Below are 25,856 nucleotides of genomic sequence, written 5' to 3'. Positions count from 1 at the left end.
CCCCCCCCCCCCACCCCCCGCGGCCCCGCCCCCCAACCCCCCCCCCCCCCCCGGCCGCCTCGCCTCCAGGACCTCCTTCACCCACAAAACCCCCCCCCCCCCCACCCCGGGTTTATCGCATGATGCGTATCAGTAAAGTCTCTGTTCGCTCAGTCTGATCTCGATTGATGGGATAACATCGCGCTTGTTTTGATGTATCCCATGGAATACAATCGAATTGAAGTTTCAGGCGCATGGACATCCTTCAAACTGAGCTTTTCAGCTCCTGGTTTAGCCGGCTGAAAGATCGCCGGGCACGGGCTTGCATACAGGTACGCATTGATCGAGCGGAGGATGGCAATTTCGGCGATCATAAATCTGTTGGCAACGGTGTCTCCGAGATGCGCATCGATTATGGCCCGGGATATCGCGTGTATTACGCGCTTCGAGGTACAACAATGATCATCTTGTTGGCTGGCGGAGATAAATCATCCCAAGCCAAGGACATCAAAACTGCGCAGGCACTGGCGCGGCAACTGTAGGGAGATATCGTGGTGCTTAAGTTGACAAAATGGGATAGTGCGGAACACCTTCAGACCAAAGAAGATATCGCCCTGTATTTTGACGCTTGCCTTGAGGAAGCTGGGGACGATGTCGCCTTTATTGCCAAGGCATTAGGCAATATCGCCCGCGCGCACGGGATGACACAGCTTGCCAACGATACCGGAATGGGACGCGAAAGCTTATATAAAGCCCTCTCTGCGGACGGCAATCCAAGCTTCGCGACAATACTGAAAGTCACGCGTGCGCTTGGATTGAAATTCCACGTCGAGGTGCTACAGCAGGAAAGCTAATGCCGCCACCGCTGTCGGGGCGATAGCGCCGAGCAGCAGGCCGATAGCGCCTATTGATTCGTCCTGGAAGCCGCGGCGCAGCAGCGAGACGCCGGCCGGATTCGGGGCGTTGGCGATCACCGTCAGGCCGCCGCCGGCCACCGCGCCCGCTACCAGCATGTATTGCGATTGCGCCGAGATGCCGCTGATCAGCGAACCCAAGTAGGTGAGGGCGGCGTTGTCGGTGATCGCCGTCAGTCCCAGCGCGCTGAAGAACAAGGCCACCGGCGGCAGGCTTTCGACGATCGGCTGCAACCACCATTGCTGCATGCCGCCCAGCACCACCAGCCCGGCCAGGAAGAAGCCGACCAGCAGGCCTTCCTTGACGATCAGCGGATTCTGGTAACGCTGGTAAGCCTGCGTGAAGCCGAGGAACAGCATGAAGATGCCGAGGAACAGTACCGGATGGTGGCCCAGCACGACCACGGCGGCCAGGAACACCAGATGGATCGCGGTGACCATCAGCGGCACGGCCGGCGCGTCGGCGGTCTCACCGGCGGCCGGCGCCGGCGCGCGCAAATGCTTGCGCAGCATGAAGCTGACCGCGGTCGCGTTGATCAGCACGGCGATGGCCGCCTTCCAGCCGAAATGCGTCGCCATGAACGCGCTGTCCCATTGCCAGGTGGTGGCCACCATCAGCACGGGCGGCGCAGCGTAGGCGGTCAGCGTGCCACCGATCGAGACGTTGACGAACAGCACGCCCAGAGCGCCGTACTTCAACCATTCCGGCATGCCTTCGCGGAAGATCAGCGGCGCCAGCATCAGCGCGGCCAAGGTCATCGCGGCCGGCTCGGTGATCAGCGAACCGGTCAGCGGCACCAGCGCCAGGCCGAACCACACCAGCGCCAGTTCGGTCCGCATCGGCATCAGCCTGGCCAGCACCAGCAGCATGCGTTCGACGATGTCCAGCACCGGCCGCGATGCGGCCACCACCATCACCGTGAACACGAACAGAGGCTCGGTGTACTGGCGCGATTCGGCGTAGTGGATGGCGGCGTCGCCGCCGCTCAGCAAAGCCATCGCGATGATCAGGATGAAGGCCCAGAAGCCGAACACCACCTCGACTTCGCCCAGCAGGTGGAACAGGCCCGCGTGTTTCGGATGGCGGTGCGACAGCACCTCGAAGGATTTGGCTGCAAAAGTGTGCAGCAGCGCCAGTCCGAACAGGATCGCGCCCACCAGTTGTATGGTTTGCAAAGTATGTCCTTTTATTAATTTCCTCAGCCACATGGTACAGCAAACAATGCGGCAAACGGCATGCACGAATCAGATAAGCCTTGCCAAAATCCGCTTCGAATAGTACTGTGTATTTATACAGTATTTGCGTTAAAATGATGACCCGATCCGCCTCCGCCATTGCTGCACCCGAAGCAGTCCATCCATCGCTATGGCTGGCCTCGCAACTGGCGCACAGCGCCACCCGCTGCGTCGACACCGGCTTTGCCGCGCTGTCGACGCAGTTGCCGGGCGGCGGCTGGCCGCTGGGCGTGCTGATCGACTTGCTGGTGCAGCAGCACGGCATCGGCGAGCTGCGCTTGCTGCGGCCGGCGCTGCTCGGCCTGGGCAAGCGGCCGGTGGTGCTGCTGCAGCCGCCGCACGCGCCGCAGGCGCTGGCGCTGGCCGCGCTGGGGCTGGAACCGTCGCAGCTGATCTGGATACGCAGCGGCGCCAAGAGCGGCGATGCCTTGTGGGCCGCTGAACAAGTGCTGCGCAGCGGCTGTTGCGGCGCGCTGCTGATGTGGCAAAACCATGCGCGCGGCGAAACGCTGCGGCGGCTGCACCTGGCGGCGCAAAGCGGGGACACGCTGTTCTGCATGCTGCGGCCGCTGACGGCCGCCCAGGATGCGTCGCCGGCGCCGCTGCGCCTGTCGCTGAAGCCGGCGGCGGGCGGCATCGATATCGGCTTCGTCAAGCGACGAGGACCGCAGCGCGACACGCCATTGTTTTTACCTTTAACGCCTTCTTTGCTACAACGTCATGCGCCTCTGGATCGGACTACACCTGCCACGGCTCCCGCTCGAGATATTCTGCCCGCGCTGGTCGGCTGACCATTGCACCGTGGTGCTGGAGCAGGAGCGGGTGGTGGCGATGTCGGATGCGGCGCGGGAGGCCGGCATCGACGTCGGCATGCGGCGCGGCGGCGCGCTGATGCTGGCGCCGCAATCGCAGTTCCAGCAGCGCGCGCCGCAGCTGGAACTGGAAGCGCTACACGCGGTGTCGATGGCGCTGTTGCAATTTACGCCGCAGCTGGCGCAGGCTGAGGAGGATACGCTGCTGCTGGACGTGGGCGCCAGCCTGCGCCTGTTTGGCGGCATCCGCGCGTTGTGCCGGCAGGTGGCTGCCAGCCTGCGCACCTTGGGATTTACAGCCGTGATCAGCTGCGCGCCGACCGCGCGCGGCGCATGGCTGCTGGCGCGCAGCCATGCCGGGCGCGCCTTGACGATGGAGGCGTTAGTGCGGCGCATGGACCGCTTGCCCAGCAGCCTGTTGCCACCGGCTCGGCCCTACCTGAGCTGGCTCGAAGGCATAGGGTGCATGACGCTGGGTGACATGCGCCGCCTACCGCGTCCAGGCTTGCAGCGCCGCTGCGGCCGGGCCTTGCTGGACATGCTGGACGACGCCCATGGCGAGCGCGCCGAGATGCATCGCTGGATCGCGGCGCCGGCCAGCTTCCGCGCCAAGCTGGAATTGTTCGACCGCGTGGAAAACGCCGAAGCGCTGCTGTTCGGCGCGCACCGCCTGCTGCAGCAGCTGACCGGCTGGCTCAGTGCGCATCAACTGGCGGTCGAGCGCATCCACCTGCTGCTGGAACACGAGCGCGGCAAGGTGGCGCGGCCGCCGACCTTGATCGAGATCGTGCTGGCCGAGCCGACCTGGCGCGACGAACATCTGGTGCGCCTGCTGAAGGAGCGCCTGGCCAAGCAGACGCTGGACGCGCCGGTGATCGGCCTGTGCCTGGAAGCGCCGCAAGTGCAACCGATGGCGCCGCCCAGCGATTCGCTGTTTCCCGAGTCGGGCGGCAGCAAGGAAGACTGGCAGCGCCTGCTGGAATTGCTGACAGCTCGGCTGGGGCCGGACAACGTGCTGCAGGCGGCGCCGCGCGCCGACTACCGGCCCGAGCAAGCCAATGCCTGGGTCAGCGTGCAGGAAAAAATCCGTCCCGACTACGCCCGCGCGCAATTGCCGCCGGACATGCCGAGCCTGCCGCGTCCGGCATGGCTGCTGGCCAAGCCGATCGCCCTGTTGATGCGCGATCACCGGCCTTACTACGGCTCGCCGCTGAAGATCGTCTCCACCGGCGAACGCATCGAAGCGGGCTGGTGGGGAGCCATGCAGACGCGCGACTACTTCATGGCCGAAGGGGCGGATCATGCCCACTACTGGCTGTACCGTGAGCGCAGCGGCGACGACGGCGAGACGTCGGCGCGCTGGTATCTGCACGGGTTGTTCGGCTGAGCCTGTTATATTTTCCGTGCTATATTTTCCCCATCTCAAGCGGGAGGAACCATGCAATCACAACGACAGGAATTCCTCGGCGCCGATGGCCAGAAGCTGGCGGCCCGTCTCGACGCGCCGGATGGCGAGGTCAAGGCCTACGCCTTGTTCGCGCACTGCTTCACCTGTGGCAAGGATGTGTTTGCCGCCAGCCGCATCGCGCAGGCGCTGACCGAGCATGGCTTTGCCGTGCTGCGCTTCGATTTCACCGGCCTGGGCGCCAGCGAGGGCGAGTTCGCCAACACCAATTTTTCTTCCAACCTGGCGGACCTGGTGGCGGCGGCCGATTTCCTGCGCACCACCTATGCGGCGCCGCGCCTGCTGATCGGCCACAGCCTCGGCGGCGCGGCGGTGCTGGCGGCGGCCGCGCAGGTGCCGGAAGTGAAGGCGGTGGTGACGGTGGCCGCGCCCAGCGATCCGTCGCATGTCACCGGTTTGTTCAGCCAGCACCTGGACCAGATCGCGCGCGAGGGCGAGGCCCATGTGCAACTGGCGGGCAGGCCTTTCCGCATCAAGCAACAATTCGTCGAGGATGCGGGCGAACATAATTTGAAAGTGAAGATCGCGGCCCTGAAGCGGGCCTTGCTGGTGATGCACGCGCCGGGCGATACCACGGTGGGTATCAGCAACGCGATGGAGATTTTTACCGCCGCAAAGCATCCGAAAAGCTTCATCTCGCTCGACAGCGCAGACCATCTGCTGACCGAGCGCGGCGATGCGGTGTACGTGGCGAATTTGATCGCGGCCTGGAGCGACCGCTATCTGTGACTACTCGTCGTCGAATTCTTCGGCCAGGTCTTTCCAGCCCTTGCCGGCGGCGAAGGTGTTGAATTCGTCCGGCGCTTCGAGCACCAGCAGTTTGCTTTCCTGCAGCACGGAATCGCCGGCGGTCAGGGCCGGGCCCTTGTAGCCGACGGTGCGCAGCTGCGCGACCACGGCGTCGATCAGCGATTTGTCCTTGTGCAGGCCGCTGATCGAACCGGAAAAGTCCACATACACGTCGATCGCGCCATACCCTTCGTCGAAGATACGGATCGCCTTGGCGTCGTGGGCACGGCCGGAGCCGTCGGAGGCCTTGAAGGGGCCGCTGAGTTGGATGTCGGTGTCTTTGTTCATGTGCTCAGCATACACCCGTCAGCCGACCTTGGGCAAGGCCATGCCGCGCTGCACGGCGGGGCGGGCGCCCACCAGGGCCAGCCAGCGCTGGACGTTGTGCAGGCTCTCCAGCTGGTTGCCCAACACCGACCGCATCTTCTCGGTCGCCGCCGCCGTTGGGCGTGGTCCAGGTGTACAGCGTAATCATGGCGCCTCCCTCTTTGCAAAGTAGCCGCCACGATAATCTATCTGGAGATAATGTTGCGCCCCTTATGCTTGGCCCGGTACAGCGCCTGGTCGGCCTGCTGGTAGATATCGCCCTGGTCCAGCGTGGAGTCCGGCGGGATGAACGCCAGCCCCAGCGACAGCGTGACGTGGCCGCCGGGCGGGTTGCCTCGGTGGGGAATCCTGCGTGCTGCCATGTCGGCACGGATCTGCTCGGCCAGCGCCTCGCTCTCGTCCGGGCCGCTGCTGGCGAACAGGCAGGCGAATTCGTCGCCGCCGATGCGGAAGCACAGATCGCCCGGCCGGTGCAGCGTCTGGCGCATGGCATCGGCCACCGCCTTCAGCACCGTGTCGCCCTGCGGATGGCCATAGGTGTCGTTGTATTCCTTGAAGCGGTCGACGTCGATCAGCAGCAAGGTCAGCGTGCGCTGGTCGCGGTGCGCGCGCTTTTGTTCCTCGCTGAAGCGGATGTTGAAATAGCGCCGGTTTTTCAGCCCGGTCAGCTCATCGGTCACGCTGTCGTCGCGGGCCACCTTGGTCTCGGTGATGTCGGTCGAAACGGCGCAGGTGGCATAGACCTCGCCGTTGTCGTCCAGCAGCGGAAACTTCACCGTCATGTAGGTGTGCAGCGTCTTGTCGCGATGGTAGACCGATTCTTCCTCGTGGATGGCGCGCTTTTCCAGCGCTGCCTTGCGGTCGTTGTGCCACAGCTGCTCGGCGATCTCGCGCTCGAACAGGTCGAACACGTTGCTGCCGACGAAGGTGGCGGCGTCGTAGCCGTCGAGGATTTCGAAGCGGCGGTTGGCCATCGTGACATTGCCTTGCAAGTCCTTGGTCGATATCAGGAGGGGAGCGTTGTCGAGCAGGGCACGGAAAATGCGGTCGGACTCGCGCAACTGGTCGAGTTCGGCGCGTGATTGGGGAGGGATGTCGGTCCGATCTGGCATGGGGCCAGTATAGACCTGACAGGGAGCCGGCGCGATAACCGGGCGCGATCACCGGCTCCCCGTCTGTCACAATTACTTCAGCGGTTGCAGAATTGCCTCAAGACGATCGGGCGTATCGGCGATGCGTTCCAGCCGCGGATATTTCAGGCCGCCATGGTAGTCCAGCGCATAGTTCTGGTACAGGCTGCCTTTCTTGACCAGGATGTTGATCGGTTCCTTGCCGGTCTTGGCGGCGGTGACGGCCGCGCGCAGCAGTTCGGCCTTGTAGGCGCGGCCGTTGACGGCCACCAGCGTGCTGCCGCCCGACAGGCCGGCCTTGAAACCGACGCCGTCCCACTGGAAGGCTTCCAGCTTGCCTTCGGCGCCCACCGAGAAGCCCAGCGAATACTGGAAATTGGCCGATTTGCTCAGGTCTTCCTGGGCCTTGAGGAAGCCGGTCGGCTTTTCCGTGTAGACCAGTTTCCAGCCGGCGCGGGCCAGGCCGTCCAGCGGCGCGCCCGGGCCATGGCCGTCGAGGCGGCTGCGCAGGAAAGTCGCCCAATCGTGCGGCTGCACGGCGTTGAGCGCCTTGACCACGTCGTCGAAGGTGTAATGCCTGGCCACGTTGACGCCGTCGTCGACGCCGAAGAAGCTGCGGGCGAAGTCGTTGAGCGAGCGCTTGTCGCCGGATTTTTCGCGTATCAGCGTGTCGGCGTCCAGCCAGATCAGCTCGCCTTCCGAGTAGTAATCCTCGGCGCGCTGCCAGTTGTTCCAGCCCTGCGGACGGCGGGCGTTGACGATCGGGTCGTTGGTGGTGTCCTGCATCGCGCGCCAGTCGCGGCCCTTGGTGTTGTCGTAGCGGGCTGCGGTGGCGGCCAGCAGGTCGCGCGTGTGCTCGGGCTTGATCAGGCCGGAGCGGGCGGCCAGCACCGCGCCCCAGTACTGGGTCTGGCCTTCGTACACCCACAGCAGCGAGTTCTGCAGCGGCGTGTTGAAGTTGGGGACGTTCTGGTCGGCCGGACGGCGGAACTTGCCGTTCCATGAGTGGGTGAACTCGTGCGGCAGCAGTTCGCGCCGCGCCTCGTTCTTGGCCCACTCGGTGAAGTAGCCGGTCTTGACGCCGTTCTCGCTGGACTGGTGATGCTCGCGGCCGATGCCGCCGAACTCGTCGCTGATGGCGAACAGGAAATCGTAGTGCTTGTAGTGCTGCGAGTTGAACAGCTTGTAGGCCTGCTGCACCATGGCGCGGTGCGGCGCGATCTGTTCCGGCGTCGCTTCCAGCTGCTCGGCCGAGTCGGCCACGACGTTCAGCCGCACCGGTATCTTGCCGTCCGGATCGAGGTCGATGCTGCGGAAGTAGCGGCCGGCGAACAGCGGCGAATCCATCATCGCTTCCAGGTCCAGCGGCTTGAAGGCCACCTCGTCGCCGTTGCGCGACGCGGTCTCCAGCGCGGTGCCGAACTGCCAGCCGGCCGGCACGGTCAGGTTGGGCTGCATGGTGATACGGCGGCTGTCGTAGCCGGCCGGATACAGCGTCACCGACTGCCATTGCACGCCGACGATGTCGTTGGTCATCGTGGTGCGGCCCTGCGGCGCATCGGTCGGCGACAGGTACTGGAATTCCACGTCCACCGTCGATGCGCCCTTGGGCACGTCGATATGGAAGGCGTAAACGTTGACGGTGTCGCGCTTCCATTCCAGCGGCTTGCCGTTGGCGCTGACCTTCAGGCCGGCGAACTGGTTCAGCGCGCCGCTGGGGCCGTGGTTGCCCGGCACCCATTGCGGATACAGCAAGGTCAGCTTGCCCGGCTTGGCGGGGATGCTCTCGCGCACGCGGAAGATCTGTTGCGCGGTGTTGGTCGCGTCAACTTTCAGGACGATGGTGCCTGGGTAAGGCTGTTCGGAGATCGATTGTGCCTGGGCGCTGAAGGCGGTAGCCAGCAGGGCGGCGATTGCAACACGAGTCGTGGACATGGGCAAGGTGGGCAAGGGTTGGACAAGAAAAAGAGTGTAGCACGCAGGCAACTTGCAAATCTCGCAAAGAGATGACGCACCGCAGCGAAAATATTTTTAAAAAAAGTGGCCGTCTGGGGATATTGCGGTCGTTTTTCAAGGCCTTGAAAGACCGAAAACCCATCCTATATCGGACTCAGTGGTTGCCCAGATGGGGACCACCGAGGGGGATCTTCCCCGCCCATATCGCTTAACTTTAAAAGGATATTCATCATGCGTACTTTTGACCTGACTCCACTGTATCGTTCCGCCATCGGCTTTGATCGTCTGGCACAACTGCTGAACGACGCCCAGCGCGGCGATTCCACCCCGAGCTACCCTCCCTACAACATCGAACTCGTGTCGGAAGACAAATACCGCATCGTGATGGCGCTGGCCGGTTTCGACCGTTCGGAAATCGACATCACCTTCGAGCGTGATTCGCTGCACGTCGTCGGCCGCAAACAGAAGGACGCCACCGAGCGCACCTATCTGCACCGCGGCATCGCCGCCCGCGATTTCGAGCAGCGCTTCCAGCTGGCCAACCATGTCAAGGTGACCGGCGCCAGCTTCGACAACGGCATGCTGAACATCGAACTGGTGCGCGAAGTGCCCGAAGCGCTGAAGCCACGCAAGATCGTCATCGACGGCGGCGAAAACGTCACCGCCCTGGAGCAGCGCCAGGCCGCGTAAGCCCTGTTGTAGCTAAGTAGTGCCCGACTGGCCGGTTGATCCGGCCAGTTGCACGTCTGTAGCAAGTGTTAAGCAGCGTCTAAGTTTTTACCCTCATATTGGATACATCTACAAACCTCATTATTCAGGAGTGCAGCTATGTCCGAATCTACTCTCAAACGTGCAGCTCTGGCGGTCGCCGTCCTGGGCGTGATAGGCGTGGGAGGTGCAGTCGCAGTTCAACAAAGTAATGCGGTTGCCGCCGCCCCTGCCATCGTTGCCGCCGCTACCGCGCCGGCGCAGGCCGCCCCCGCTGCTGCCCCCGTCCCTGTGCCCGCGCCCGCCATCTCGCTGCCCGACTTCAGCGTCATCGTGGCCCACAACGGTCCCGCCGTGGTCAACATCAGCGTGACCGGCAGCACCAAGACGGCCTACGACGATGACGACGGCCCGCAGCAGGCCCGCCGCGGCGACCCGTTTGCAGACGATCCGTTCTATGAATTCTTCCGCCGCTTCCAGGGGCCGCAGCAGCGCGGCGGCCAGCGCTCGGTGCCGACGCACGGCCTGGGTTCGGGCTTCATCATCAGCGCCGACGGCATCATCCTGACCAACGCCCACGTGGTGCGCGACGCCAGCGAAGTGGTGGTCAAGCTGACCGACCGCCGCGAGTTCCGCGCCAAGGTGCTGGGTTCCGATCCGAAGAGCGACGTGGCGGTGCTGAAGATCGACGCCAAGAACCTGCCCGTGGTGCCGCTGGCCAAGGGCAACGACCTGAAAGTGGGCGAATGGGTGCTGGCGATCGGTTCGCCGTACGGCCTCGATAACACCGTGACCGCCGGCGTGGTCAGCGCCAAGGGCCGCTCGCTGCCGGACGGTAACGTGCCGTTCATCCAGACCGACGTCGCCGTCAATCCCGGCAACTCGGGCGGACCGCTGTTCAACACCCGCGGCGAGGTGGTCGGCATCAATTCGCAGATCTACAGCCAGACCGGTGGCTACCAGGGCTTGTCGTTCGCGATACCGATCGAGGTGGCCGGCAAGATCAAGGACCAGATCGTCTCCACCGGCAAGGTCACCCATGCCAAGCTGGGCGTGACGGTGCAGGAGATCAACCAGGGCTTCGCCGACTCCTTCAACCTGGCCACGCCTGAGGGCGCGCTGGTGTCGAACGTGGAGAAGGGCAGCCCCGGCGACAAGGCCGGCCTGAAACCGGGCGACGTGATCCGCACGCTGAACGGCCAGAAGATCATCAGTTCCGGCGATTTGCCGGCGATTGTGGGCCTGGCCACGCCAGGTGATAAAGTAACGCTGGAAGTCTGGCGCCAGGGCAAACCGGTACAATTGACCGCCACGCTGGGCAACGCCAACGACAAGGTCGCGGCGGCCGATGGCGAACGCACCGACCAGGCCAGCGCCAAGCTGAAGCTGGGCTTGTCGCTGCGGCCGCTGGAAACCATCGAGAAGCGCCAGTCGGGTATTCCGAACGGCTTGCTGATCGAGGATGCGCGCGGCGCGGCGGCCAATGCCGGCGTGCAGCCCGGCGACGTGCTGCTGTCGGTGAACGGCCGTCCTGTCAGCAGCGTCGAGCAGGTGCGCGAGGTGGTCGACAAGTCCGGCAAGTCCGTGGCATTGCTGATACAGCGCGGCGACGATAAAATCTTCATACCGGTGCGTCTGGGCTGAGGTTAAGCTCAAGCCCGCGGACCGGCAGAACGCGACACAAAAACAGAAAGGAAACAATATGCGACTTCTGCTGGTGGAAGACGATACGATGATCGGCGAAGTGGTGCTCGACCTGTTGCGGGCAGAGCACTACGCCGTCGACTGGGTCAAGGACGGCGCGATGGCCGACACCGCGCTGCAGACCCAGACCTACGACCTGGTGCTGCTGGACCTGGGCCTGCCGCGCAAGGACGGCCTCGACGTGCTGCGCTCGATGCGCGCGCGCAAGGAGCTGACCCCGGTGCTGGTGGCCACGGCGCGCGACGCCAAGGAACAGCGCATCGCCGGCCTCGACGCCGGCGCCGACGACTACGTGCTCAAACCCTACGACCTCGACGAACTGCTGGCGCGCATCCGCGCCTTGCTGCGCCGTTCGGCCGGCCGCGCCGAGCCGATCTTCGAGCACGGCGGCGTGAGCGTCAATCCGCAAACCCGCGAAGTGATCGCCGACGGCAAGCAGGTCAACCTGTCGGCCCGCGAATGGGCGGTGCTGGAAGCGCTGATCGCGCGGCCCGGCATCGTGCTGTCGCGGCACCAGCTGGAGGAGAAGTTGTACAGCTGGAAGGATGAGGTCAACAGCAACGCGGTCGAAGTCTACATCCATGGCCTGCGCAAGAAGCTTGGCGCGGAACTGATCCAAAACGTGCGCGGCCTGGGCTACATGGTACCGAAACTATGAAGGTGAAGATGCCGTCGTTGCCGCGGGTTCCCGTGGTGACGCACTCGCTGCGCGGACGTTTGTTGTGGTTCCTGCTGGCCGCCATCACCATGGCCGCCATCGCCCAGGCGATGATCGCCTACCGCAGCGCGCTGAGCGACGCCGACCAGATCTTCGACTATCACATGCAGCAAATGGCGATGTCGCTGCGTTCCAGCGCCACGCTGACCAACAAGGCCGCCGACACCGCCGCCGACCCGGAGAACGACGACCTGGTGGTGCAGGTGTGGACGCCGGACGGCGCGCAAGTGTTCCGTTCGCTGTCGCGCGCGGCGCTGCCGCAGCGGGCGGTGCTGGGCTTCTCCAACGTCAAGGCCAACAACACCACCTACCGCATCTTCTCCGTTCAAACGAGTAACCAGACCGTGCAGGTGGCGCAGGACATGGCCGTGCGCCAGCGCATGGCCGGCACGCTGGCGCTGCGCACCGTCGGGCCGATCGCCGTCATGGCGCCGGTGCTGATGCTGGTGGTGTGGTGGGTGGTCAGCGGCTCGCTGGCGCCGGTGTCGCGCGTCAAGCGGCAGGTGGCGGCGCGCCAGGCCGACGATCTGTCGCCGGTGTCGGAAAACGATTTGCCCGACGAAGTGCTGCCGCTGGTGCACGAGCTGAACCTGCTGTTCGGCCGCGTGCGCACCGCGTTCGACGCCCAGCAGCACTTCGTGGCGGACGCCGCGCACGAGCTGCGCTCGCCGCTGGCCGCGCTGAAATTGCAGGTGCTGAGCCTGGAACGGGCGCAGGACGAGGCGGCGCGCAGCCTCGCCATCTCGCGCGTGACGGCCGGCATCGAGCGGGCGACGCGGCTGGTGGAACAATTGCTGGTGTTGGCGCGGCAGGAAGGCTCGGTCAACGACGTCAAGCTGGAACCGGTCAGCCTGAGCGACCTGGTCAAGCGCACGCTGGGCGACATGGCCGGGCTGGCGCAGGCGCGCCAGATCGACCTCGGCCTGCATCATGCCGACGACGCCACGGTGGACGGCCAGCCGGACGCGCTGATCATCCTGTTGCGCAACCTGGTCGACAACGCCATCAAGTACACGCCGTCCGGCGGCACCGTCGATATCGACCTGCGCCGTAGCGCCGGCGCCACAGGTGTAGCAAAAGCCAACGTGCCGGGCCGTGTCGTGCTCAGCGTCGAGGATTCCGGTCCCGGCATCCCGCCGGAGGAGCGCGAACGGGTGTTCAGCCGCTTCTACCGCGTGCCGGGAAGCCAGGCCGGCGGCAGTGGCCTGGGGCTGGCCATCATCAAGTCCATCGCCGAGCGCCATGGCGCCGTATTGACCCTGGACCAGTCCGAACGCCTCGGCGGGCTGAAGGTCAAAGTCGATTTTCCTGACACCGCAAGGGCCACTCCAGTCTAAAATGCCACTTTGACATGTCGTTGGAGTGGCGTATGAAGAAAATCGGCTTTTCGGGCACCCTGGACCCGATCACCAACGGGCATATGTGGGTGATCAACGAAGCCCGTTCGCTGGCGGAGGAGGTGGTGGTCTTCCTGTCTGAAAACCCCGCCAAGAAGCCCAAGTTCACGGCCGAGGAGCGCAAGAGCATCATCGCGCTCAGCTGCGCCGAGCAGGGCTGGGACAACGTATCGGTGGTCATCGTCAAGGGCGACTACACGGCGCGCGCGGCCAAGAAGCAGGGCGTGCACTGCCTGATACGCGGCATCCGCACCACCGCCGATTTCGATTACGAGAATCTGATCCAGCAAACCAACGTCGACGTGCTGCAGGGCGCCAAGACCATCTTCGTCATGCCGCCGCGCGACCTGGGTTCGGTCAGCTCCAGCTTCGTCAAGGCGCTGGAAGGGCCGATCGGCTGGAACTGGATCATGAAGAAGTTCGTTCCCGGGCCGGGCTATCACGCCTGGGTGCTGAGCTGGCTGCGCAAGGAATGGGAAACGCTGTGGGACTACGCCCACCTGGACGCTACCGCCATCGCCCATGCCGACCTGTGGTTCGTGCAGCTGACCGGCGCCACGGCGTACGGCGGCAAGGCGCGCTACTATCACAACCTCGACCACCTGGTGCACGGCCTGTGCGAGATCCGCGTATGGGCGGCCAACACGCGGCCCGATCCGGCCGACGTCGACATCGTCAAGCAGGCGTTCTGGTTCCATGACGCGGAGTATGGCCACAGCGGCGAGCCGGGCGCGATGAGCAACGAAGAGGCGAGCGCGCAACTGTGGCTGGGCAGCCAGCTGGCGCACGACATGAGCGACGCGGCGGAACTGATACGCGCCACCGACCACTTCCAGGAAGCGTCGATCCAGCACCGGCTGAAGGACATCATGCTGTGCGTGGACCTGGCGATCCTGGGGCAGGACGAGGAGGTCTATCAGAACTATGCGCAGGCGATCCGGCGCGAGTACAGCCATCTGCCGGACGCAAAATACCGGAGCCAGCGCAGCGGCGCGCTGGCGCACCTGTCGCGCAAGGCGGAGGCGGGGCTGTTGTATGTCGATCCGTATTTTGCCGACCAGTACAACGAACGCGCCATCGACAACATGCGGCGCGAGATAGAGAGCCTGGCATGAGCGCCAGTTTAAAGCGTGGCTTGCTGGCATTGTGCTGCTTTGCCGCGGCCACATCGGCTGATGCGGCCGAAACGCAGACGCTGGACACGCCATCGTTCACGATCACCATCGATGTGCGCTGCGAGGAAGGCAACGTCACCTGCGACGACGTGCGCTACGTAGGAACCAGCAAGAAGACCGGCAAGGCGATCCGCCTGACCGGCCGCACGCGTCACACCACATGCGCCGACGGCGTCACCCCATGCCGCTTCCTTGGCTATGAATTCAAGAACGGCGCCACCGTCTACTTTCTCAGCGACGGCGGCGAGTTGATCGTCGAACAGCGCGGCAAGCCGCTGCTGCGCGAACAGGGGGAATGGAAGTAAGTTGAAGGTTCCAGGTCTAGCTATTGGGTAGCGTGATCTCTTCCTTGCGCCGGGCTATGGCCTGACCCAGCGCCATCAGATCCAGCTTGGCCTTGCGGGCCTTGGGGAACATTTCGCTTTCTTCTTCCTGGACGTGATGTTCGATCTGTTCGGACAGCACCTTGATCTTGGCGTCGAACAGCTCATCGCCCTCTTCCATGGAGAGGATTTGCGCGATCAGGTCCTTGGCTGCCGCGTGTTCGACCACGGCCTCGTCGATGATGTCCTCGTTTTCCTTGTTCGCTTCGCGCACGGCGGGATAGAAGATTTCCTCTTCGGCGGTAGCGTGCTTGGTCAGCTCGGTGCAGATCTGCACGGCCAGTTTCTGCTTGCTGGCATGGGCCCGGTCGCCCAGCTCCTCGTATTGCTCGAACAGCGACTTGACGTGCTCGTGGTCCTCGGTCAGCAGGGTAATTGCGTCTTGCGGATCGGTTTCGGTGGGAATAGGTTTTGGGATTTTGTCTGACGAATGCGAAGTGGTTCTCATAATGGCTCCTTGGCTGGCGGTGAAGTGCAGGCTGCCAAACCAGTCTAGGGACGATCCCCGGCTCGGTCTGTGCGTTGCCCAACGCTGCCGCTAAGGGTAGCTGGCCTGCCGTTGACTTCGGATGGCGAGTACGAGTACAAGATCGCTACCGGGAACATAGCGATATTGTGCGACATAGCCACGGTGGTGCCTGCCAATGAGCAACTCTCTTGTGCCCGATGAAGCAGGGCGCCCGATCATGGGATTCTGTTCAAGTGTGGCCAGTGCGGTATGGATTTCTTGAATTTTTGCTGCTGCGGTCGCGATATCTATCGTCGCCAGACGATCAAAAATCTGGTCCAGGTGATCAGCGGCGTGGTGGCTCAGCTGAACGCGGACCATGACGGCTAGCGTTTGGATTTTTCGAAGATGAACTTGTCGCCATGGTCGCCGGCAACGCGGCGCTCGAAGTGGCGGCGAACCTCTTCCAGTGATATCGATTCGCCGGATTTCAGGTATTCCGCGTAGCTTGCCTCGGCTTCAGCATCTAAAGTGTCTTGAGTTCTGGTCTGCGCGATTTTTTCCGCGATCGCCAGCAGAAGAAAATCATCAGTCCCAAGCTTGCTTAGCTCGACCGCTTCAGCAAGCTGTTCAAGCAGCTCATCTGACAACTGAATCGAAATGGTAGGCATGGCGATCTCCCTGCGAGAATCTCCGATTTTAGCACCATGCCAGGTCAGCGCCGCTGTCAGGGACGAGACGCAGATCAAATGATGAATCAGGGCGGAAACTGTCCTGTATCGGTTTTATGCTGGCGGCTGATCAATTGGATGGGAGCCGTTCATGCATCGTTTGCTTTCCGCCGCCCTGGGCGGCTTGTCGTTGTTGGCGGTGCCGCAGGCGTCGGCTCAGGAACGTGTCTTCCCGGCGGTTGCGCATCTGGGCGAATTCCAGGTGATCGAGTTTCGGCGCTATACGATCACGCCGGGCGGCCAGCAGGACTTCGCCAGCTACTTCCAGAGTTACTTCCCCGAAGCGTTCGAGCAGTTGGGCGCGATTGCGTTTGGCCAGTTCACGGAACGCGGCAATCCGGCGTCGTTCACCTGGCTGCGCGGCTTCAAAAACCTGGAGGGCAGGGCCATCGCCAACTCGGCTTTCTACTACGGGCCGCTGTGGAAGGAGCACAAGGCCACGCTGAACGCGCTGATCGTCGACAGCGACAACGTGATGCTGATGCGGCCCTTGCGGGCGGTACCGGTGCTGCCTGCGGTCGATCCGGTCAAGGAGCGCAACGGCGCGCACGGCGTGGTGGTGGCGCAGATTTTCGCGCTGAAGAACGGCGCCGGCGCGGAAGCCTTTGCGCAGCGGGCGGAAAGCGCGTTCGCCAGCTATCGTGCGGCGGGAGCGCGGGAGGCCGGCATGCTGGCGACGCTGGATGTGCCAAACAACTTTCCACAACTGCCGGTGCGCACCGATGGAACCTATGTGGCCTGGATCGGGGTCGTGAAGGACAACGATGTGCTGGAGCGGCAGCTCAGGCCCGCCATCGGTCGCGCGGCCGCCGCGTTCGACAAAACCGGCATGCTGCGCTCGCCGCCCGAGCTGCTGATACTCGATCCGGCCAGCCGCTCGCGCTTGCGCTGGCTTAACGACTGACTCACGCGGAAGCCGGTATCAGGCCTTGTTGGCGGCGGCAGGTGGCATGCGGAAGGTGACGCCGAGGCGGTTGAAGGCGTTCATCAGGCCGATCGCATAGGTCAGGTCGGCCAGTTCCTTGTCGCTGAATTCTGCCGCCGCGGCGGCGTAGTCGGCATCGGGAACGCGGGTTTCCGCCACGCGCGTCACCGTTTCGGCCCAGGCCAGCGCGGCGCGTTCGCGGGCGCTGAAGACTGCCCCCGCGTCGTGCCAGACCGGCACCAGGACCAGCTTGTCGATGGCAACGCCGAGCTTGAGCAGGTCGCTGGTATGCAGGTCGATGCAATAGGCGCAGCCGTTGATTTGCGATACGCGCAGGTAGACCAGATCGATCAATTCGTGCGGCAGGCCGCATTTCTGGAGATAGACGTGCACTGCGCCGAAAGCCTTGTAACCTTCAGGGGAGGCTTTGGCGTAGTCGAGACGTTGGTTCATGATGAAATCCTTTTGATTGCTGGTTGGGGATTCCATCTTGAACCATCTTGGCCCACTCCAAAAGAGCCAAGAAATGGCTGGTTTAGTAGGCCATAATTAAAAGCGATTCCAGTTGTTGTGGCGGTGTTCGCTGGCTTCCTTGAGCAGGTGGCCGGCGCGGCGCTCGTCCTTGGGACTCAGGGCGTCGCCCAGTTGCACCGTCATCGCCAGCTCCTGGATCGCCGGCGGGTATTCGTGTTCGGCGGCCTCTTCCAGCAGGTGGCGCGCCTTGGCGGCGTCTTGCGCGACGCCGCGTCCTTCGTTGTAGATGTTGGATAGCAGGAACATCGCGTGGGCGTTGCCCAAGTCGCTGGCCGCGTTCAGCCAGTGCGCGGCTTGCGCGTCGTCGCGCTTGACGCCGTCGCCGTTCTTGTAAAGCAGGCCCAGTACCAGCGCCGCCTTGGCGTGCTTTTGCTTGGCGGCCAACTCGTACCAGGGCGCCGCGTCGCCCGGTGCGGCCGGCACGCCGACCACGCCGATGCGCAGCATTTCGCCCAGCTGGAACGCGGCTTCGGTGTCGCCGCCGCGCGCGGCGTCTTCGAACAGCTTCAGCGATTCGGCCCGCTGCCTGGGACGGGTTTGATACAACAGGCCCAGTTCGCGCTGCGCCACCGGCATGTTCTGCACCGACCACGACATCAGCTTGCGCTCGGCGCTGGCATCGGCCTGCTGCATCGCCTTCATGCCGACGACTTCAATCTGCGCCGACGTCGGCTTTTCGTGCTGGATCTGGCAGCCGAACAAAAACACGCTGGCCAGCACGGCGATCAGCGCAACCCCAGGATAATTTTTGATTTGCATGATGCTTGCCTCATGAAGAACGGGGCCGGCGAAACCGGCCCCGCGATTCCCTTTACTTGCTCAAATCCACCGTGTACTTGGCGAAGCCGCTGGCATCCAGCGCACCCTCGGCCGTGACGGCGGTGATGCCGCTGCTCTTGGCCAGCGCCAGGTGGCCGGGCGCCGAACGCAGGATCACCGGACCGGCCGTGGCCACCTTGACGAAGCTCCAGCTGCGCGCGCTGCCGTTGCTGGCCAGCGTGACCTTGCCGGTCGCCGCGCCCTGCGCCACCAGGTAGTTGCTGACGATGGTCTGGTTGGCGTCCGGCGACTTGATGATGGTTTTGCTGCCGTCTATGCCCGGCACCGCACCGCCGCCGCCCGCGCGGTAGTCGTTGGTGGCGACGATGAAGTCGTCGCCATCGGCCACAGCCTTGCCCAGATAGGTCAGGTTGACGATGCGGCTGCCCACCGGCTTGGTCACGTCGATCTGGTAGGTCAGCGCGTTGTTCTCGGCATAGAACACGTCATAGTTGTAGATCGTGCCGTATGAAGGAACCAGGTCCTGCTCTGCCGTCTTGGCCGGATCGATCTGGCCGAACTGCTTGGCAGCCGCTTCCAGCCATGCCTTCAGGTCGGAACCCTTGATCTTCACTGCCTGCAGGTTGTTGTTGCTGTACAGGTAGAGGTCGCCCGGGTTACGCACTTGCAAGCCTATCGGGGCCGCGGCGCTGGCGCCCGGCGCCACGTCGGTGAAGTCCGAAGGACCGTTGCGGCCGGCCTTGAACGGCGCGCTGCACGAGATCACCGGTATGTTCTTGTAGCTGGCGATGGTGGCGTCGGTGCTGCTGGCGATGAATTTCTTCACGTAGTCCAGCTGCGCCTGGTTGACCAGCTGGATCGCGCTGACGTCGCCCGCCAGCGAGAAGTAGGCCGACATTTCAAAGTCGGTCGTCACGCCCAGCGGTTGCTTGGCGTAGGCGATGGTGGCCGCGTGCTCGGTGGCGACGATGGGCGCGATGGCCGGATCGGCCGCCGCGTTGGTGGTGCCGTCCTTGTACTTGAAGCCGCGCGATTCCACCGTGGTCTTGTCCGATTGCACCACCCATTTGCCGGCGGTGTACGCCAAGGTCATCTTGATGATGCCCAGGCGGCGGCCCCAGCTCTGCGCCATCACGGTCGGCACGCCGTTGACGAAGCCGTTGACGGCGTCGATCTTGGCGCTGGCGGGGAAGGCCGCGAACGATGGATCCAGTGCCGCCGCGCCAGTCTCTTTGCCTTTCGGGAAGATCAGGTGCGAGTGGCCGACCAGCAGCGCGTCGATGCCGGTGGTGGTCAGGTGATAGCTGCCGTTTTCCATTTTCGGGCTGTAGGCGCTTGGGTCCAGGCCGCCGTGCGACAGCGCCACGACCAGGTCGGCGCCCTTGGTGCGCATCTCCGGCACGTATTGCTTGGCAGCTTCCTGCACGCCGGTCACGGCGACCTTGCCGGCCAGGTTCTTCTGGTCCCAGTCGAGGATCTGCGGCGGCACGAAGCTCATGATGCCGATGTTCATCTTGACGTCGACCTTGGTGCCGTCCGGCTTGGTGGCCGAGAAGGTGCGCGGCAGCAGCGTGTAGGGCTGCACGATGGGCTTGCCGCTGGCGACGCCGGTGACGTTGGTCAGCACCAGCGGGAAGGCCGGCGCGCCGCAGGTGCCGGCCGGCTTGGCGATGCCGGGAATGCCGAAGTCGGTATTGGTGATCTGGCTCAGCAACGGCAGGCCGTAGTTGAATTCGTGGTTGCCGAAGCCGCCGCCGTCGTACTTCATGGCGTTCATCACCTTGTGCACGGCCATGGTGTCGCTGCAGGCGATCGGCTTGGTCACGGCTTGCAAGTCACCCAGCAAGGTGCCCTGGATGACGTCGCCGTCGTCCAGCAGCAGGTTGTTTGGATTTTCCGCGCGGGCGGCGCTGACCAGTGTCGAGGTGCGCTCCAGGCCCAGGCTGGTGTCTTCCGACAGGGAATAGTAGTTATAGCTCATCACGTTGGCATGGATGTCGGTGGTTTCCATGAGCGCCAGGGTGACGGTCGTGCCTTCCGGGATCGCCGGAGGAGGAGTGTAGTCGCCGCCGCAACCCACCAGACCAGCCGCCGTCATGGCAGCCAACATCACCAGATTTGTTTTCATTGCTTCCCCAAAATTAAGAAAATTCAAGTTGGCGACTGTATCCAAGCTACATGACATAGTCGTGACAAAACGCAAACATCATGGCCTGGCGAGCCAAGGCGCGATTTAATAAGCCACTGTCGCGATTTAACAATACTGTCGTGCCGGCACCCCGCTAGTCTGGGCGGGCGCATCGGGGCCACGAACCACCGGTGCGCACAGAGATGCGTCATCCTTCGATCAACCACCCATGGAGACAAGGCATGAAACTACGCAATAGATGGACTGCGGCAGCGGCTCTGGCGGCGGCGCTTACCACAGCGCTGCCCGCAACTGCCGGCAATACCGGACTGGCCTTCGTACACGGCACCGGCCACCAGACCAACGCCGCCAACGATTACTGGACCTGGGACATGGTCAATTCGGTCCGACAGGGCTTGCCCAACCAAAATCTGTATGTGGTCATCAATTGCGACTTCGATCAATACATGTGGAGCCCCGCCGCCGTGGGCTGCCTTGCCGATCAGCTCTATCCGTTTATCGTCAACAACAACATCACCGACCTGGTCGTCGAGACTCACTCCAACGGCGGCAACGTATTGCGCTGGCTGATGTCGAATCCGACGTCGGACAGCCGCTATCCCACCATCATCAACGCGATCCGCTGGGCCAACGCGCTGGCGCCATCGTCGCTGGGCACGCCGCTGGCCGACGCCGCCATCAGCGGCAACGTGTTCGAGAGCGCGGTCGGCTGGCTGCTCGGCTACAAGAGCGATGCCGTGCGCATGCAGCAGACCAGCTGGATGGCCAGTTACAACTCCGCCTGGCTGTACGGCACGGCAGGCCGCCCGGCCTTGCCCAAACCGTTCTACAACGTGGTCGGCACCGACGTCGACAGCTCGCCTTTCGACAGCGACAGCTATTGCGGCGGCTACACGCTCAACGTCGGGCTGGAGGTGACGCAGGCCTGGCTCAACAGCTGCTCAGACGGCTTCCTCAACTGTACCAGCCAATCGGGCGCGGGCGCGCACTGGTTCAACGACAAGGATGTGACCAATGGCGCCGAGCCTTTGTCGCACAACCAGAGCCGCCGCCAGTGCTTCGGCCTGGACGTCATCTTGCGCAACGATGTTTGATCGCAGAGGAAACCACACCATGAAAATGACACTGTTGATGGCCGCCCTGCTGGCGGCCGCGCATGCCCATGCCGCGCCGCGCGAACTGCTGCCGGCCCAGGGCGTCGATTTGTCCGCCGTCGCCGTCGTCGCTCCCGGCACGTCGAGCTTGAAGAATGCCAACCTCACCGTGGCCGCCGGCGCTGGGGACGATGCCGTCGCGCCGCCATCGCTGGCCGGCGCCATGCCGAAAGTCTCGCGCGATCCTATCTCGCTGAGCTGGGCGACGCCAGGTGCGGCCGCCGCGCCTGCCGCCACGCCGTATGTCGCGCAGAGCAAGGAGTCGTACCGCAGCGTAACGGCAGACGAGCTGGCCGCCGGCGTCACGCTGAACACCACGGCGCCGCGTGCGCTGGTGCGATTGCAGGTGCTGAGCTCGGTCGGCCCGCGCGAGCAAGCTGCTATCCATCCGCTGGCGATGACGGTGATCGATCCGGCCGGCCGCTCGCTGGCCTCGGGCGACGGCATGGAAATGATCGTCAGCGCCGACAAGCTGGCCAAGGCCGACGTGCCGTTCGCGCCGGGCACCTCGGCGTTCCGCCTGCATCCGTCGCTGGGTGCCGGCAAGTTCAAGCTGAAGGTGGATGGCGCCAGCGGCAGCGACCGCTACCTGATCAACGTGGTCGAACCGGACAGCCCGTACACGCTGACCATGCAAACGGCCGCGCTGCATTATCTGCACGGGAACGAGCTGGTGCTGCAATCGGAATTGCAGGACGGTACTGGCAAGCCTTCTGCCGCCAAGCTTTCCAAGCTCGAGGGCTACGTGATCTCGCCGGCAGGTCGGCGCGTCCCGGTCAGCTTCAAGACGGACGTCACCGGTCGCATGCGCGCCAGCCTGGTGCTCGATGCCGACGAGGCGCCAGTGCCGGGATTGTGGGAGATACGCGCCGAGGCGTCAGGCAAGGTCAAGGACCAGGCCATCGAGCGCTCGGTGCGGCTGGCGTTCCCTGTCGCCATGCCGGTGGCGCGGCTGACGCGCGGCGTGGTGCTGGCGGATGGCGCCGGCGTCAATCTGGAGGTTGGCGTGGAGGCTGCGGCGGCGGGCCGCTATGAGGTGCGCGGCATGTTGTACGGCACCGTCAACGGCGTGCTGAAGCCCTTGGGCGTGGCCGATTCAGCGCAATGGCTGGAGGCGGGCGAGGGCAAGATCGCTCTGGGCTTCGCGCCGGAGCTGATCGCCGGCGCCTCCGGGCCGTTCGAACTGCGCGACCTGTTCCTGCTCGACCAGGGACGGCTGGGCGTGCTGCACCGCCAGCAGCGGGCCCTGGTGATCGGCGAGGATGAGGTGGTACGCGCCGGCGGCCGGGCAGCGGCCAGGGCGGCCATCGGCGTCAGTGTGGCACCTGCCGCAGCGCCGCGCGTCAAGCGTGCGCCGAACGCGGCGGCGCAGTCTTAGTTCCCGTTTAGTAAGCCCAGAGCGGGCCCGTCTTGCCGTTGACGGTGCCGCCTTCCATCACGACAAACACGCGGCGGCCGTAGAAGAAGGGCAGTCCCCAGTCGAAGTAGTTGCCGGCCGACGAGGTGGTGCTGCCCGCCGTGCCGCCGACCTGCGCCGCCGAGATGGCGGAGTCCAGCTGCACCATGTTCACCACGTTGAAATGGACGGTGCCGGTGGCGCTGCCATCGGCTGCGGCATTGGCCGCGCTCAGCGACAGCGTCGAGGCCGGGCAATAGAAGTCGCCGCCCGAGCAGGTGCGTATCGTGCTGTCGTTGAAGAAGTAGCCGTTCGAGCCGCTGTCGATGAAGCTGGCGCTGTAGGTCTTGCTCTTGTAGGTGGTGCTGAAATCGCCGCCGCTGTTGGTCTTGAACAGCGTCTCGCCGGCGATGGCGTTGTTGGTCTGCGTGTTGATGCCGAAGATCAGCGTGCCGCTGACCGACGTCAGGCCGCCCGTGCCCACGCTGGGCAATACCAGCAGTACGCCGTTGTTGTTCACCGCGAACGACGCCACAGGATTGCTGACCTGCGACGCCAGCGGCATGCTGCTGGTCGTGCAGCCGCTGCTGGCGCACGCATAATAAAAGCCGCTGACTGCCGAGCGCGCGCAGCTGTCGCCGCAATCCTGCTTGAACAGGCCGACGCCGAGGACGCCGTTGGCGCCCAGCGCCGACAGCGTGCCGATGTTGTTGCCGGCGCTGCTGCAGCTGGATGGCGTGCTCGCATAGCTGGCGCCGGTGTCGCCGATCACCTGGATCGAGATGGCGGATGCCGTTTCGTCCGCCATCTTCACGTCGGCCTGGCGCACCGCGCCCCAGGTGTAGCCGCTGATGAACTTGCCGCACTCGCCGGCGTCTGCGCCCGACGCTGTCTTGACGACCGGCAGCGCCAGCGCCGCGTCGAGCGGCGCCAGCAGGCGCAGGCCGTAGGAGCCGGTATCGAGCAGCACGTGGTCGATGGTCTGGCAGATCGTGGTGCCGGGGCGGCACACCGTCACGTTGACGTAGGGGATGTTGATCGAACCGTTGACGCCGGTCGGGCCGCTGTCGACGATGATGGCGGTGCTGTTGCTGAGCGGCGCTGTCACGCTCAAGGCCGTGCTGGCATCGGCGCTGCCGCCGCCGCCGCTGCACGACAGACTGTAGGTAAAGTTGCCCGCCGCGGTGGGCGTGATATTGACCGTGCCGGATGTGGCCTTGGCGCCGCTCCATGCGCCGCTGGCGGTGCAGCCGGTGGCGTTGGCGGACGACCAGCTCAGCACGGTCGTCTGCGCGGTCGTGATGCTGGCCGGCGCCAAGGTCAGGCTCACGGTGGGCGAGGGCGGCGGCGTGCTGACGACCACGCTGGCCGTGTTGCTGACGCCGCCGCAGGTGATGGTGTAGTTGACCGTGCCCGCCGCGCCGGCGGTCACCGTTTGGGTGCCGCTGGTCTCGACGATGCCGCTCCAGGCGCCCGAGGCGCTGCAGCTGGTGGCGGTCGGATTGCTGACGCTCCAGGACAGCGTGACGACCTGGCCGACGGTGGTGGCGGTCGGCGTGGCGCTGATGCTGACCACCGGCGTCGTCGTGGCGTTGGCCTGGACGGTGGACGAGCCGCTGCCGGCGCTGCTGCCGCTGCCGCCGCCGCAAGCGCTCAAGGCCAGCGCGAGCACGGCGCCGGCAAGGTAGACAAACCAGATCGAACTGGACGCGGACAGCAGGGCGGCACCGGCGCGATGCAGCAGCCGGTCGGTGGCAGGCAATCGTTTCATGCGCTGGTCCTTATTCGATGACGTTGGTGTCGAAGCCGGCCGGCAGCGCGCCGGGTATCCAGGCATGGCCGGCGAAGGCGCGCATGTGGCCGCTGGAGACGATCACCACGTCCGACTGGTTCACCGCCAGTTGCGAGTGGCCGGCCTTGGGGCGCTTGCCGGCGGAGCTGGTCATCACCGCGAACTTGTCGCCCAGCAGCGTGCGCAGGTCGGGCAAGGTCGGGCCGTTCCAACTGACGGCAAAGACGATGCCTTGCGTGTTGGTATATTCGCGAACGACCGTGCCGCTGTCGAGCGTGCTCTGGCTGACGGTATAGACGGCCGCCGTGTCGTTGCTGGCGGCCGCCAGGCTGCGCCCGCCCTGGCGCACTGGCGTGGTGCCGAAATCCGAAGGGGAACTGCCCAGCGCGGCGTATGCCAGCGCGCCCTGCAGCAACGAAAGAACCAACATGAGTAAGAGTGCCCGGCGCATAGTACGCTCCTGTGCCTAAGATGTAGGCAGTGTAAAACGGCAACGAGTTGGATAGCGTTAGGGAGATGTAAGCAAACGTAAGCTGTTTTGATTCGCCGCATCCGAGGCAATGACGGACTATTTATTTCAGGATGTTTCGACTCGTATTCCGTGCTGATTGATGCGACAGCACCATTTTGCTGCACGGCTCCATTCCCCGTTGATCTTGGGTATGTTCAATTCGGCAATTCCGTCGGCTAGTAAATATTCCTTGGTGCCGTCAGCGTAATGGTTAAATTCATAGACAAATACGGGCAAGCCTTCCGAGAGCAATATTTCATTCCCGTCAGAGTCGACGACAACATCGAATTTCGATAACAGTACAAGATCATCTTGAACCAACTCGTTGAAATCCACATGTATTCTGGGTCTGTCCATGAATTTTCGGCACCTGATATTGCAGTTGATAAAAAAATAAACTGGACTGGAGCTACCGGCCGCTGTCAGGCTCCGCCTTTAGGCCGCATCTCACGACCGGTAGGATCAAGCTCCAGTACGGATTCATGCAATCCAGTGATTTGCCGTCCAATTGGACGCCCATGGTCATCAATTTGGAAGAGCCCCCAACAAACATCTTGAAGCACACCATCGTGTTCACTTGGTCCATTTTCGAGCAAATAGCTTATTGAGAAAATCATTTGGGCTTGAAGGCAACGCGCTATGTCGGTTAAATCATTGTCGTTGACGCCCAACGCACGACACCTTGCCAGCGCTTGCCCTAGTCCCGCATACGGTGCGTGGGGCGTAGTTGAGCTTGTTCTGAT

27 protein-coding genes are annotated in these 25,856 nt (G+C 63.9%); 14 read left to right on the top strand and 13 right to left on the bottom strand.

Annotated elements, in window-relative coordinates; all coding sequences use genetic code 11:
- Nucleotides 1-233: 233 nt before the first annotated feature.
- On the top strand, nucleotides 234-521 hold the full coding sequence (locus tag ACCD07_RS02140; protein WP_413446367.1) for a type II toxin-antitoxin system RelE/ParE family toxin: 288 nt from the start codon (nucleotides 234-236) through the stop codon (nucleotides 519-521).
- 9 nt (nucleotides 522-530) lie between these two features.
- Entirely contained in the window at nucleotides 531-833 is a 303-nt protein-coding gene (locus tag ACCD07_RS02135; RefSeq protein ID WP_176654273.1) for an addiction module antidote protein, read from the top strand.
- Here ACCD07_RS02135 and ACCD07_RS02130 read toward each other — a convergent pair.
- On the bottom strand, nucleotides 816-2,069 hold the full coding sequence (locus tag ACCD07_RS02130) for a putative Na+/H+ antiporter (protein WP_176654274.1): 1,254 nt from the start codon (nucleotides 2,067-2,069) through the stop codon (nucleotides 816-818). The two genes, ACCD07_RS02135 and ACCD07_RS02130, sit on opposite strands and share 18 nt — an antisense overlap.
- Before the next feature lie 137 nt (nucleotides 2,070-2,206).
- Between ACCD07_RS02130 and imuA the strand changes: the two genes are divergently transcribed.
- Genes imuA through ACCD07_RS02115 form a run of 3 tightly spaced genes read left to right on the top strand, consistent with a single transcriptional unit; the run spans nucleotide 2,207 to nucleotide 5,135 of the window.
- Nucleotides 2,207-2,920, top strand: a complete 714-nt coding sequence (gene imuA / locus ACCD07_RS02125; protein WP_353404094.1) for a translesion DNA synthesis-associated protein ImuA — start codon at nucleotides 2,207-2,209, stop codon at nucleotides 2,918-2,920.
- Nucleotides 2,850-4,328 carry a Y-family DNA polymerase gene (locus ACCD07_RS02120; RefSeq protein ID WP_413446366.1) on the top strand — a complete coding sequence of 493 codons (1,479 nt, stop codon included), beginning with the start codon at nucleotides 2,850-2,852 and terminating at the stop codon, nucleotides 4,326-4,328. The genes imuA and ACCD07_RS02120 overlap by 71 nt, the downstream gene beginning before the upstream one ends.
- A 51-nt stretch (nucleotides 4,329-4,379) precedes the next feature.
- Nucleotides 4,380-5,135: an alpha/beta hydrolase family protein gene (locus ACCD07_RS02115; RefSeq protein ID WP_413446365.1), complete on the top strand. Its 756-nt coding sequence runs from the start codon at nucleotides 4,380-4,382 to the stop codon at nucleotides 5,133-5,135.
- Here ACCD07_RS02115 and ACCD07_RS02110 read toward each other — a convergent pair whose 3' ends face one another.
- From ACCD07_RS02110 to ACCD07_RS02100, 3 genes are all read right to left on the bottom strand, one after another.
- Nucleotides 5,136-5,483 carry a hypothetical protein gene (locus tag ACCD07_RS02110; protein WP_176654277.1) on the bottom strand — a complete coding sequence of 116 codons (348 nt, stop codon included), beginning with the start codon at nucleotides 5,481-5,483 and terminating at the stop codon, nucleotides 5,136-5,138.
- A 224-nt stretch (nucleotides 5,484-5,707) separates the two neighbouring features.
- Entirely contained in the window at nucleotides 5,708-6,634 is a 927-nt protein-coding gene (locus ACCD07_RS02105; RefSeq protein WP_413446364.1) for a sensor domain-containing diguanylate cyclase, read from the bottom strand.
- 72 nt (nucleotides 6,635-6,706) lie between these two features.
- Nucleotides 6,707-8,587, bottom strand: a complete 1,881-nt coding sequence (locus tag ACCD07_RS02100) for a M61 family metallopeptidase (protein ID WP_413446363.1) — start codon at nucleotides 8,585-8,587, stop codon at nucleotides 6,707-6,709.
- Nucleotides 8,588-8,839: 252 nt separating this feature from the next.
- On the opposite strand from ACCD07_RS02100, the gene ACCD07_RS02095 reads away from it, so the two are divergent.
- The 6 genes from ACCD07_RS02095 (at nucleotide 8,840) to ACCD07_RS02070 (ending at nucleotide 14,615) form a co-directional block, all read left to right on the top strand.
- Nucleotides 8,840-9,298, top strand: a complete 459-nt coding sequence (locus tag ACCD07_RS02095; protein ID WP_176654281.1) for an Hsp20 family protein — start codon at nucleotides 8,840-8,842, stop codon at nucleotides 9,296-9,298.
- 138 nt (nucleotides 9,299-9,436) lie between these two features.
- Nucleotides 9,437-10,960, top strand: a complete 1,524-nt coding sequence (locus tag ACCD07_RS02090; RefSeq protein ID WP_353404005.1) for a DegQ family serine endoprotease — start codon at nucleotides 9,437-9,439, stop codon at nucleotides 10,958-10,960.
- Nucleotides 10,961-11,018: 58 nt separating this feature from the next.
- A complete protein-coding gene (locus tag ACCD07_RS02085) occupies nucleotides 11,019-11,678 on the top strand; it encodes a response regulator (RefSeq protein ID WP_176654283.1) in 660 nt (219 codons plus the stop codon).
- Nucleotides 11,679-11,686: 8 nt separating this feature from the next.
- Nucleotides 11,687-13,075 carry an ATP-binding protein gene (locus ACCD07_RS02080; protein WP_413446362.1) on the top strand — a complete coding sequence of 463 codons (1,389 nt, stop codon included), beginning with the start codon at nucleotides 11,687-11,689 and terminating at the stop codon, nucleotides 13,073-13,075.
- A gap of 32 nt (nucleotides 13,076-13,107) precedes the next feature.
- Nucleotides 13,108-14,250, top strand: a complete 1,143-nt coding sequence (gene coaD / locus ACCD07_RS02075; RefSeq protein WP_176654285.1) for a pantetheine-phosphate adenylyltransferase — start codon at nucleotides 13,108-13,110, stop codon at nucleotides 14,248-14,250.
- Nucleotides 14,247-14,615 carry a hypothetical protein gene (locus ACCD07_RS02070; RefSeq protein ID WP_413446361.1) on the top strand — a complete coding sequence of 123 codons (369 nt, stop codon included), beginning with the start codon at nucleotides 14,247-14,249 and terminating at the stop codon, nucleotides 14,613-14,615. The genes coaD and ACCD07_RS02070 overlap by 4 nt, the downstream gene beginning before the upstream one ends.
- A 16-nt stretch (nucleotides 14,616-14,631) precedes the next feature.
- Here ACCD07_RS02070 and ACCD07_RS02065 read toward each other — a convergent pair whose 3' ends face one another.
- The 3 genes from ACCD07_RS02065 to ACCD07_RS02055 all read right to left on the bottom strand — a co-directional run bounded on the left by ACCD07_RS02065 (nucleotide 14,632) and on the right by ACCD07_RS02055 (nucleotide 15,812).
- Nucleotides 14,632-15,141, bottom strand: coding sequence for a hemerythrin domain-containing protein (locus tag ACCD07_RS02065; RefSeq protein ID WP_176654286.1), 510 nt, complete (start codon nucleotides 15,139-15,141; stop codon nucleotides 14,632-14,634).
- A 90-nt stretch (nucleotides 15,142-15,231) separates the two neighbouring features.
- The gene (locus ACCD07_RS02060; protein ID WP_353404009.1) at nucleotides 15,232-15,522 is read right to left on the bottom strand and encodes a type II toxin-antitoxin system RelE/ParE family toxin; all 291 of its coding nucleotides are present in this window, start codon (nucleotides 15,520-15,522) and stop codon (nucleotides 15,232-15,234) included.
- A 5-nt stretch (nucleotides 15,523-15,527) separates the two neighbouring features.
- Nucleotides 15,528-15,812, bottom strand: coding sequence for a CopG family transcriptional regulator (locus ACCD07_RS02055; protein ID WP_176654288.1), 285 nt, complete (start codon nucleotides 15,810-15,812; stop codon nucleotides 15,528-15,530).
- A gap of 151 nt (nucleotides 15,813-15,963) precedes the next feature.
- Here ACCD07_RS02055 and ACCD07_RS02050 point away from each other — a divergent pair, with 151 nt between their 5' ends.
- Entirely contained in the window at nucleotides 15,964-16,776 is an 813-nt protein-coding gene (locus ACCD07_RS02050) for an NIPSNAP family protein (protein WP_413446360.1), read from the top strand.
- A gap of 18 nt (nucleotides 16,777-16,794) precedes the next feature.
- Here ACCD07_RS02050 and ACCD07_RS02045 read toward each other — a convergent pair whose 3' ends face one another.
- The 3 genes from ACCD07_RS02045 to ACCD07_RS02035 all read right to left on the bottom strand — a co-directional run bounded on the left by ACCD07_RS02045 (nucleotide 16,795) and on the right by ACCD07_RS02035 (nucleotide 20,239).
- On the bottom strand, nucleotides 16,795-17,250 hold the full coding sequence (locus ACCD07_RS02045; RefSeq protein ID WP_176654290.1) for a carboxymuconolactone decarboxylase family protein: 456 nt from the start codon (nucleotides 17,248-17,250) through the stop codon (nucleotides 16,795-16,797).
- 96 nt (nucleotides 17,251-17,346) lie between these two features.
- Complete coding sequence (locus ACCD07_RS02040) at nucleotides 17,347-18,090, bottom strand: tetratricopeptide repeat protein (RefSeq protein ID WP_413446359.1); 744 nt, start codon at nucleotides 18,088-18,090, stop codon at nucleotides 17,347-17,349.
- A gap of 52 nt (nucleotides 18,091-18,142) precedes the next feature.
- A complete protein-coding gene (locus ACCD07_RS02035) occupies nucleotides 18,143-20,239 on the bottom strand; it encodes a bifunctional 2',3'-cyclic-nucleotide 2'-phosphodiesterase/3'-nucleotidase (RefSeq protein WP_413446358.1) in 2,097 nt (698 codons plus the stop codon).
- 242 nt (nucleotides 20,240-20,481) lie between these two features.
- Between ACCD07_RS02035 and ACCD07_RS02030 the strand changes: the two genes are divergently transcribed.
- Nucleotides 20,482-21,354, top strand: coding sequence for a hypothetical protein (locus ACCD07_RS02030; RefSeq protein WP_218087940.1), 873 nt, complete (start codon nucleotides 20,482-20,484; stop codon nucleotides 21,352-21,354).
- A gap of 19 nt (nucleotides 21,355-21,373) precedes the next feature.
- A complete protein-coding gene (locus ACCD07_RS02025) occupies nucleotides 21,374-22,792 on the top strand; it encodes a DUF4785 domain-containing protein (RefSeq protein ID WP_413446357.1) in 1,419 nt (472 codons plus the stop codon).
- 7 nt (nucleotides 22,793-22,799) lie between these two features.
- Here ACCD07_RS02025 and ACCD07_RS02020 read toward each other — a convergent pair whose 3' ends face one another.
- The 3 genes from ACCD07_RS02020 to ACCD07_RS02010 form a co-directional block, all read right to left on the bottom strand.
- On the bottom strand, nucleotides 22,800-24,581 hold the full coding sequence (locus ACCD07_RS02020) for a DUF3443 family protein (RefSeq protein WP_413446356.1): 1,782 nt from the start codon (nucleotides 24,579-24,581) through the stop codon (nucleotides 22,800-22,802).
- Between the two features lie 10 nt (nucleotides 24,582-24,591).
- Nucleotides 24,592-25,032, bottom strand: a complete 441-nt coding sequence (locus ACCD07_RS02015; RefSeq protein ID WP_413446355.1) for a DUF2844 domain-containing protein — start codon at nucleotides 25,030-25,032, stop codon at nucleotides 24,592-24,594.
- A 147-nt stretch (nucleotides 25,033-25,179) separates the two neighbouring features.
- A complete protein-coding gene (locus ACCD07_RS02010) occupies nucleotides 25,180-25,470 on the bottom strand; it encodes a hypothetical protein (RefSeq protein WP_413446354.1) in 291 nt (96 codons plus the stop codon).
- Nucleotides 25,471-25,856: the final 386 nt, after the last annotated feature.

The organism is Duganella sp. Dugasp56, from assembly GCF_047304105.1.
In the GTDB taxonomy this organism is placed as follows: Bacteria; Pseudomonadota; Gammaproteobacteria; order Burkholderiales; family Burkholderiaceae_D; genus Rugamonas; species Rugamonas hordei.
Note: the sequence above shows the minus strand (reverse complement) of the source record. Positions and strands in the feature narration are given on the sequence as shown.